General features: G+C 40.7%; 4 protein-coding genes. All 4 read right to left on the bottom strand.

The features are described 5' to 3' along the window. Positions 1-155: 155 nt before the first annotated feature. Positions 156-2,567 carry a CSLREA domain-containing protein gene (locus tag FTV34_RS05295; RefSeq protein ID WP_180069142.1) on the bottom strand — a complete coding sequence of 804 codons (2,412 nt, stop codon included), beginning with the start codon at positions 2,565-2,567 and terminating at the stop codon, positions 156-158. 9 nt (positions 2,568-2,576) lie between these two features. Then, positions 2,577-4,376, bottom strand: coding sequence for a rhombotarget A (gene rbtA, locus FTV34_RS05290; protein ID WP_180069140.1), 1,800 nt, complete (start codon positions 4,374-4,376; stop codon positions 2,577-2,579). Positions 4,377-4,497: 121 nt separating this feature from the next. Then, complete coding sequence (gene hda, locus FTV34_RS05285; protein ID WP_179992672.1) at positions 4,498-5,202, bottom strand: DnaA regulatory inactivator Hda; 705 nt, start codon at positions 5,200-5,202, stop codon at positions 4,498-4,500. Positions 5,203-5,217: 15 nt separating this feature from the next. After that, a complete protein-coding gene (gene cxpE / locus FTV34_RS05280) occupies positions 5,218-6,438 on the bottom strand; it encodes a chloramphenicol efflux transporter CxpE (protein WP_180069138.1) in 1,221 nt (406 codons plus the stop codon). Between the last annotated feature and the right edge of the window lie 115 nt (positions 6,439-6,553).

Raw genomic sequence — 6,553 nt, 5'->3', positions numbered from 1 at the left:
AATGGAAAAATCTAAAAGGTATGTTTTACCGAAAAAAAGAAGTAGAAACTACCCACGAGTTGTGAAAGGGAAACCACAGAAATACCCAAAAAAATGCCAGTCAATCTCTTAACTGACTGGCATTACTCCATCTGGAGGCTTTTTTCATGCTGCAATTATTTTCTAATTCGGCGATATCCTGCCAGACCTAATAATCCGAACAATCCCCAAATTCCAAATGGACCACCACCACTTGATGATGTATTGGTATTTTTAGCCGTATTTTTTAAGTTAATTCTAGCTGTATCTGACATCAACTCATCTGCATCAAAAACATGATACTGCATATCATAATCTGACTGACTAAAAGTATTTTTCACACTAAAGGTTAATTTTCCACCATAGCAGGTTTCACCTGCAAAATTTCCTGGGCATGGTCCTTCTCGCTCTGCGGAAAGGTTTACTCCGGCAGGAAGCTTGACAATGCGAATTGGAATCTCACGACCATCTTTATCACGATAGAAAGCAGCCTTGCCATTCATCCGTGGACCATCACCATCATCGCTGTCATTCTCTAATGGATTTACAGTTACGGTCAGATTGTTCTCTGCGCTAATTCTATATTCATCATTTTTTACAATCGGTTTAATATTTACAAATGCGCCCTGCAAAATACCTGTACTGCTGGCACCTGTCTGCTTGTCTTTAATTGTATAACGGCAATACTCCGTATCCGAGAGACTGGTTACTTTGCCATCAGTACGATACATCATGATACGGTTTAAGTCAGGCTTCCATTCACATTTTAAATTTGGATCATTAGGCGCACCTTGAACAATTAATGAACTGCCTGATCCAGATAAAGACCCTACACCTAAAGATTGCACTTTAATTTCATAATTTTGTGAATTTAATGCTTTAGCTTGTACTTGAGAATTATTCAAAGTTTCTTGAGGCATGACCAAACTAAATGGATTAACGTATATGGCACGATATTTCTGGTATTGTTTGGTATATTTTAAAAGATCCTCATATTCTTTTAGCTCTTCCTTTAAGCCCTGTATTTCCTCAGGTTTTGTATTCTTATCGGCCAGAATAGAATTAATATCATCAATATTTTCCTGATAATAATCCAGCAATTCTGTTAAAGAACTATTTTTTAGACCAGAAATATCTGCTGCAGTTAAGTTCCGGATTTCGATCGACCCAATTTCACAGGAATTTTTTGCGTCCGGATTAAATAACAATGTTGCCTTAGTCAACCGCTCAATTCCACGCTGATCAATTTCTTCACAACTTTCTGTACCGATATTGACCAGATCCGTATTCGATTGTCGATCAATTGGATAATACATCCCTAAATAACGGTTATTTACAGATGGTTCGATATAAGCAGTTAATAGATCTGTGATCTGATTACTGGATACATCAATATTCGTTGAAACACTGTTTTCTGCCAGTTCAGGTAATATACAGCGTGAGGAACCACTTGTATGAATCGCATTATAAGCAGTAAATAAATCTACACCTTGTTCTTTACTTGGATTCCCACCATTCAAGGCATATTCACAAGACAAGCCCTGGTTAAAGGCCAACACGTTATAAGCCAGACTCGAATTACCAGTATTGTCATAAAAGATAGTTGAGTGAGCAGTATTCTCGACAATCGTGTTATTAATGGCACTAAAAGTGAAGAAAGAACTTAATGGACGGCTGATTTCATTAGCCATTCGGAAAATATGACCTGTAGTACTGGTCGTATTTTTTGCAATCGTAGAGTTACTAATATCAGCTTTGGCATAACCACAGAAGTCCAGAATACTGGCCGTATCAGTAGAACCATTTTTGACAATGCTGCTTGCGCTAATTTCTAGCTTGGTCTCTGTACTGCCCAAATTCCCCATACAATCCATAGCCAAGACACTGCCATATGTAGCTGCTTTATTCTGATGAATTAAGGAATCCTGAATCCTGATAACTTTTTCATTATTCATCGCCACTGCATAAATTGCTCCGCCTTCTGCAGCCGCTCGTGAATTTACAATTTCACTATTCACGAGGCTTAGAGGACCGGCGACATAAAATGTTCCACCATTACCTTTATCCAAACTGGTTTTTGCAGCATAACCATCTTTCAGGATGACACCATTTACCACCATGCTGGCTTGGCTAGCGACCGTATTAAATAAGCGAGTTTTCCCTTGGCCTGAAATGGTGGTTGTTAAAGCCTCACGTGTTGGATATAAAAAGGTAATAGGGCTTCTTTGAGTATAATTGAAGGGTGATTTTCCCAAAATATTGACATGGGATTCAACAATAATTTCACTATTGAGTTTGTATTCCCCAGCTTCGAGTTGGATGACATCTGGAGCGGAACCGTCATTACGCAATGTACGGCCAACATTGCATCCTCCATAGGATTTATCCAGCTTGGCTGTCTTAATGGCTTCACGCAAGGAACAGGCACTGGTATTTTCCCCGTCCTCGTCAGCAAATGTAGTGACATATATGGTTTTATCTTCGGCTGCCATTAAACTCATGGCAGATAAAATCATGGCTGCAAGCAGTCCTTTTTTATAATTTTTCATGATTTTTCCTTAATCTTTTAATCTGCGACGTAGGCCGATCAACCCTATCAAGCCCATTAAGCCAGCAATCCCCCATGCCCCACCCGAGGTCTTCACAGACTTGTCTTTCATTTCATTTTTAGGTTCCTGTACAATCTGGGTACTTAAAACCAGATAAGGTTTAGACTTATTAAATCGTGTAGAGGAAGTAACTACCTGAATTTCAAAAATGTCAGCACCATGCCATTGTGAATCTGGGGTATAAACCACATTCCCATCAATATCAATGACTGTTTTGCCCTTGGAAACAGTTTTGGTTTGGATAACCTGTAAGCAGCCATCTTGCCAAGGCTCACCCTTTGGATTCTCTCCAATAATGTTATTGCATTGCTCTTTAGGAATTAAATCACTATCTCCTAAAGCAGATTCAATTGAAAACTTTGCAGTCTCTCCTTTTAGAAGATCCTGTCCAACCAGACTGGTAGATGTTGGAACTGTAATTTCAATCGCACCACGGTCACAAAATAAGTTATCTAGTAAACGGTCTACACCGCGTTGGTCTGACGCCTCACAGCTGACTGAAGGATTGCTGCTATTGTAGCTAGTCCCTCTATTTACAATCGGTGAATCACTAACCTGATTATAATTCAACAGGATACGAGGACGTAGATAGCCCAAGAACTGATCTTTAGGAACGCTATAAGGACATAGAATAGCATCGCTATTTTGTTTTAAATTTAGACAGATACCTTCACTTTGATCTGAAGCCTCTGCAAACAAGCGAGTACCTGTCCAGATCTGGTTTGGATACGCAGCATCACCTGTACCACAAGATGCTGTTACCAGGTTATTGTGAATCGTACTTTTATCCGTAGTTTCAATCTGACAATCCTGCGTACCATTTCTTAAAATAATACTGTTCGCGACATAGGCTTTACCATTCGGGGCATTCATACGTAGTGCTGTACCTGTATTGTCCACTATTGTCAGATTATTAATTCCTACCCCATCAATCACATTGATCAGTGCTCCCTTATTTTTTAACAGGGTACTGCTTAGGACTTCAGCATTAATGGATTGAATATCGGCAGGATTATCGACTTGGCCCGCTGTATAAATATTGGTAGCATTATTATTCAGCGTCTGGTTATTCTTTAAAACGCTTTGATAAACCAGAAAGTATGGAAGCTGGCTATAGAGTATGCCACCCTGTTGCGCCTGATTATTTTCAATCAGGCTGGTTTTTATTTCGGCAAAAGCAATCAGATTCTGGCCCAATTTCCCCACATTATAAATGGCACCACCTTGACTCGCAGCCCCCTTGTATAAGCGGCTGTAATCAATCACCAATTTACCTTTATTATGAATTAGGCCACCTTGTTCGGCACAGCTGCTTTTACCGCAACCTTCAAGGTCGAGTTCTTTTAAATTGACTTGAATCAGCTCTTCATCATTGCTAATACGGAAGAGATTATCTGTCCCTTTCATTTGAATATGAGCGTTATATAACCCCATTACCTTATCGGTACTACTAAATTCACCATCTACTTCTGCGATAGATTTAATCGTTACTGATTTCTTGATCGGGATATGCTTATTCAGTACATAGGTCGTTTTTTCTTTTAAGATAATGGTGCCAATAGCATTTTCGCCACCACAGCCCATATAACCTTCTTTAGCCAGGCCACGATTCACATATTCAACAGCTTCTCGAAGTGAACATTCCTTGTCATCTTTTTCAATATCTTCTGTGGTAGTTACAATAATTTCTGCACTATATGCCTGCCCCGCCATACATAGCAAAGCCATGCCTATGCTCTTCTTGAGCATACCCTTCTCCTTAATTTTTTATTTCTTTCTTTTTCTTCTAAAGTTGCATCTTCCTTGCAACAGCGAATTATTTTGCCTTACTTTCGCATAGACTGAGTAATTACTCAAGATGTTTTATAATTTAACGATATTCATCAATTAATGCATAAATCTGCCGCAGGTTAGCATTGCTGACCTTCAGCTTTTCGCCTTTAAGTAATTGAATAATCTGTTCTAATGTTTGTAGAAGCACAGAAGTTTGATGTGGTCCGTGATTTAGCAAATAATCAAAAATCTGTGGATCAAGATGAATACCGCGTCGGTCCAATACCGAGGATACCAAGGTAAATCGGTCCGCATAAAGACTGCCATTTGGGACACGGACACTGACTGCCTGCGTGAGTCGGGACTGCAAATCGGGCAATTCAAGCTTTAACTCAATGGGTGCAAAACGGGAAGAAAATACCAGCTGACCACCGCCTTCATCATTATAATTAATCAAGTGAAAAACGGCGCGTTGCCAGTGTGGAACCCCACTAATGGCTTCAATATCATCCAGTGCGATCAGGTCAAACCGGTCCAGCGAAGTAATGGCTTCAGTAGGCGCATCCAGAAGCTCCAGCAAAGACACCTGTATAGCAGTCTTACCGATTTCCAGATAAGAATCACAAATGGCAGAGAGTAAGTGACTTTTCCCTGTTCCAGCTCCGCCATACACATAAAAGCGGCTGATTAGGCCTGCATGCAGCTGTCGGACTGCGTCAATTACATGACCCCATCCCGGGCCCGAAAAATCACTAATTCGAGCATCGAGTTGAGGTTCTATATCTAGCTGCAATTGACGCATATGATTCTGATGGCCTTATGAGTCTTTATGAAGAGGTACATCCATCTTACTTGATTTCTTTCCCTCTTGCAGTGGTTTTGCTTCTGACTTTTTCATTTCAATATCAACATCTAAGTCTGAAGTTTCTACGCTTATGGAACCTGTAGCCGGATCATTCATGACGACTGCCTGATTTCCATAAAAGTGTGTATGTTCGTAATATTCACGTGCATGTCGCAATAGAACCACAATGACGGCTGCAACCGGCAATGCAATTAGCATTCCCATGAAACCCGCCAGTTGAGCACCCGCCAGTACCGCAAATACAACTGCTACTGGTGATAAGCCAATTTTATCGCCAAGCAGGAATGGTTGCAGTACATAACCTTCTACCGCCTGACCGACCATAAAGACCACACCAACCAGAACCAGTTGCCACCAGTCAATCCCAAACTGCAGGAAAGTTGCAATCACAGCCGCAATAATACCGACAGCAAAGCCCAGATAAGGAATAATACTGGCCAGGCCTGCCACCATACCGATAATCAAACCGACTTCAAGACCAATCAGTTGTAAGCCCACTGCATAAACAATTCCCAGCAGAATCATCACCAGAAACTGTCCTTTGACAAAGGCGCCCAGCACACTGTGGCATTCACCTACAATTCTTAAGGTGCTTTGTTCATAAGGGCGTGGAATCAGGCGACGCAAGCTTTCCAGCATACGATCCCAATCCAGCAGGAAATAGAATGCAATAATTGGAATCAGGACAATCGTACCGCCAATCTGCAAGAAGTTAATTCCAGATTGTGCAAGGCGTAGCAGGAAGGCCTGAATACTGTCAGCACTATAATTGGTTTGCACATAGTCCATGACTACATCAGAAATCTGTGTGGTATCAATTTCCATTTCAACGACATTGAAGGTATTCGACAACCATGGCAAAAAGGTCGAATTAATCCAGCCAATGACCGCAGGTATATTGTCACGCGCATAAATCAGCTGCTGCCAGATCAACGGCACCAGATACCAGATCGCCAGGATCATAACAATCCCGATTCCAGTAAAAACGATACTAATAGAGAGCCAACGTGGCAGACCGATATCGTGCAGTTTATCTACCAGCGGACTAAACAGATAAGCCATCAAAAACGCTGCAACAAATGGAATTACAACGGGTTTTAGTAAATATAGAATCCACAACAACAAAGCTATCCCAGCTAGGATAAACACGCGACGCAATGTGCGATCTACCATAAAGTTTCGCCTTCTCTCTATTAATCGTTATAAAAAGTAAAATATTTTAATAAAGATAGCATTTTAGGGCATAAATACCATAAGAGTTTTGCATATTCAGGTTATAATCCCCCGC

The organism is Acinetobacter sp. YH16038 (genome assembly GCF_013417275.1).
Lineage (GTDB): Bacteria > Pseudomonadota > Gammaproteobacteria > Pseudomonadales > Moraxellaceae > Acinetobacter.
Note: the sequence above shows the minus strand (reverse complement) of the source record. Positions and strands in the feature narration are given on the sequence as shown.

Excerpts from the sequence above, each read along its gene's own strand:
- FTV34_RS05295 (WP_180069142.1), bottom strand. The coding sequence starts at position 2,567 with ATGAAAAATTATAAAAAAGGACTGCTTGCAGCCATGATTTTATCTGCC.
- rbtA (WP_180069140.1), bottom strand. The coding sequence starts at position 4,376 with ATGCTCAAGAAGAGCATAGGCATGGCTTTGCTATGTATGGCGGGGCAG.
- hda (WP_179992672.1), bottom strand. The coding sequence starts at position 5,202 with ATGCGTCAATTGCAGCTAGATATAGAACCTCAACTCGATGCTCGAATT.
- cxpE (WP_180069138.1), bottom strand. The coding sequence starts at position 6,438 with ATGGTAGATCGCACATTGCGTCGCGTGTTTATCCTAGCTGGGATAGCT.